Origin of the sequence: Corynebacterium propinquum DSM 44285, assembly GCF_000375525.1 — a bacterium.
GTDB lineage: Bacteria > Actinomycetota > Actinomycetes > Mycobacteriales > Mycobacteriaceae > Corynebacterium > Corynebacterium propinquum.
Genome location: NZ_AQXC01000022.1, coordinates 1 through 2,283, shown reverse-complemented (window position 1 = coordinate 2,283; position 2,283 = coordinate 1). Strand labels below are relative to the sequence as shown.

The 2,283-nt window shown below is 58.1% G+C and carries 1 protein-coding gene; it reads right to left on the bottom strand.

Translation table 11 applies throughout. From position 1 onward, the window contains the following. Positions 1-101 precede the first annotated feature (101 nt). On the bottom strand, positions 102-1,820 hold the full coding sequence (locus B142_RS0111375) for a long-chain-fatty-acid--CoA ligase (protein WP_018121669.1): 1,719 nt from the start codon (positions 1,818-1,820) through the stop codon (positions 102-104). Between the last annotated feature and the right edge of the window lie 463 nt (positions 1,821-2,283).

The following is a 2,283-nucleotide window of genomic DNA, read 5'->3' as shown; positions in this document are numbered from 1 at the left end:
AAAAAGCGGGGAGACTCCGCGTCCACAAAGTCCCTAGACTCCGCGTCCAAAAAGTAGCTGGACTCCAAGTCCAAAAACCTCATGGACATAACAGGGCTAGCCTAGCTCTCATCCTCTAAGCGCTTCAGCAGGTCAGCCTGCACCTCGCGACGGCGGATTTTACCCAGTTGATCCTTCGCCAGATCCTCAAAGTGGTAGAAGGTGCGCGGCACCTTGTAGGGAGTCAGCCGTTCCTTGGCGAAGGCACGCAGTCCCTCTGGGTTGAGCTCCGCACCGTCGCGAAGCACCACGCAGGCCACGACATCCTCGGCGCCGTCGGAACGCGGACGACCAACCACGGCACACTCGACGACGTCGGCGTGGCTTAACATGGTCTCTTCCACCTCGCCCGGGTACACGTTGAATCCACCCGTGATGATGATTTCCTTGATGCGCGAAACCAGCCGGATAAAGCCGTCTTTTTCCATGATTCCGACATCGCCGGTGCGGAACCAGCCATCGTGAAACGCTGCCTCGGTGGCTTCCGGGTTGTCATAATAACCGTGGAAAACCTGCGGGCCGCGGGCGAGCAATTCGCCTTCCTGCCCGTCGGGAAGCGTCTCATCCAGGTTGTTCGGGTTGGCGATGCGCACCTGCGTGTCCGGAAACGGCACGCCAATATAACCTGGGCGACGGTCCTCGCTCATCGGGTTGCCCACCAGAATGGGGGAGCATTCAGTGAGGCCGTAGCCTTCCACCAGCAGCCCGGAGGTGGCGCGCTCCCAGTTTTCCACGGTGTGCACCGGCAGGGTGGAGGCCCCGGAGAAAGCATTGCGGATCTTGGACAGGTCGATGCCTTTGTCCTGGGCCGCTTCGATAATTTTCTCGTACAGCGGTGGCACGCCCGGGATCCATGTAGGCGGGTGTTTTTTCATGATGTCCATCAGCAGCGGAATCTGCGGCGACGGCAGCAGCACCATCTCCGCACCCAAGAAGGGCCCCAACGTGCCGAAGAACGTCAGACCATACGCGTGGAACATAGGCAGCGCGCCCAGCAGTCGTTCGTGCTGGTCGCCCAGGCCGGGTACCCAGTGTTTGCCCTGCAGGATATTGGCATACAGATTGCCGTGGGTCAGCTGCGCGCCTTTCGGGCTGCCAGTGGTGCCGGAGGTGTACAGAAGCAGCGCCGGGGTGTTCTTGTCGACGCTGTCGGCAGGGGTGAAATCGCGTGCGGAACCGCCCATGGAGCCGTCGGCAAGCACGGAAAACGGCACGGTATTCGGAGCTGGGGCGGTCAACTGCTTGCGGGTTTCGCGGATTTTCGGCAGTGGAATGCGCAAAGCCCACTGTTTGAACTTCGGCATGGCCTCGATCATGTTTACCGAGATGATCGTCTCCAGCGCGAGTTCGCGGTCCTGGCGTAGCTTTTCGACGGTTTCGGCTGATTTATCCCAGACGATCGCCACGCGTGCACCGTGGTTGAGGAACGGTTCGCGCAGCTCGTGGGCAGTATAGAGCGGGTTGTGCTCGACGACGATCGCGCCCAGTTTGAGCACAGCATAAAACGCGGCGACGTGCTGCGGGCAGTTCGGCAAAATGAGCGCGACACGATCACCCGGGCCGACGCCAAGGGAACGTAGGCCAGCGGCGATGCCGCGGACTTGCTCATCGAGTTCCCCGTAAGACATGCCGCGGCCGAAAAACCACGTCGCTGGCTTGTTCCGGTTGATAGCCAGGTTGTTGTCATAAACATCCAGCAAGGTCACGTTGCCGTAATCGAGCGTGTGCGGGGTAGATGGCGTGTAATGCTGCAGCCATGCCTGTGATTCAAAAGCCGACATAGGAACTACTGTGCTTCCTTCGTGCTGGGGGTACTGGGGCTAATTGTGTCTAGACGGAAGAATGCTTCCCAGTGTACTACCAGCAGTTCGAGGTGTTTTTGGAGAGAGTTTCCGGTTTTTGTGTGCGGGGTGAAGTGCCCTGGGGTTTGTTCCTAGGCGTTTGCCGTGGTTTCTCTTATTCCCTGTTGCGGGTTGTGCTTCCACAATTCGGTTTCCACCTCGACAACATCATCCCACCTGCGAGTATGGATCAACTCGTTCTTGTGAGGGGCCGTTGACGTTTTCCGCTTGAGCATTGTTATATCAGTGTCATATCAGTCGCCAACCGTTCCGGTGGAAGCGGTAATCCCGTGCTGGGAAAGCCGCTGGTTGTAGACAATGCTCACATATTGCTTGGATTCAATCGGTGGTTGCAACACTGTTGTTTTGAATTGATTGTAGTTGTTCATTGAAGACTTCGACT

Excerpts from the sequence above, each read along its gene's own strand:
- B142_RS0111375 (WP_018121669.1), bottom strand. The coding sequence starts at position 1,820 with ATGTCGGCTTTTGAATCACAGGCATGGCTGCAGCATTACACGCCATCT.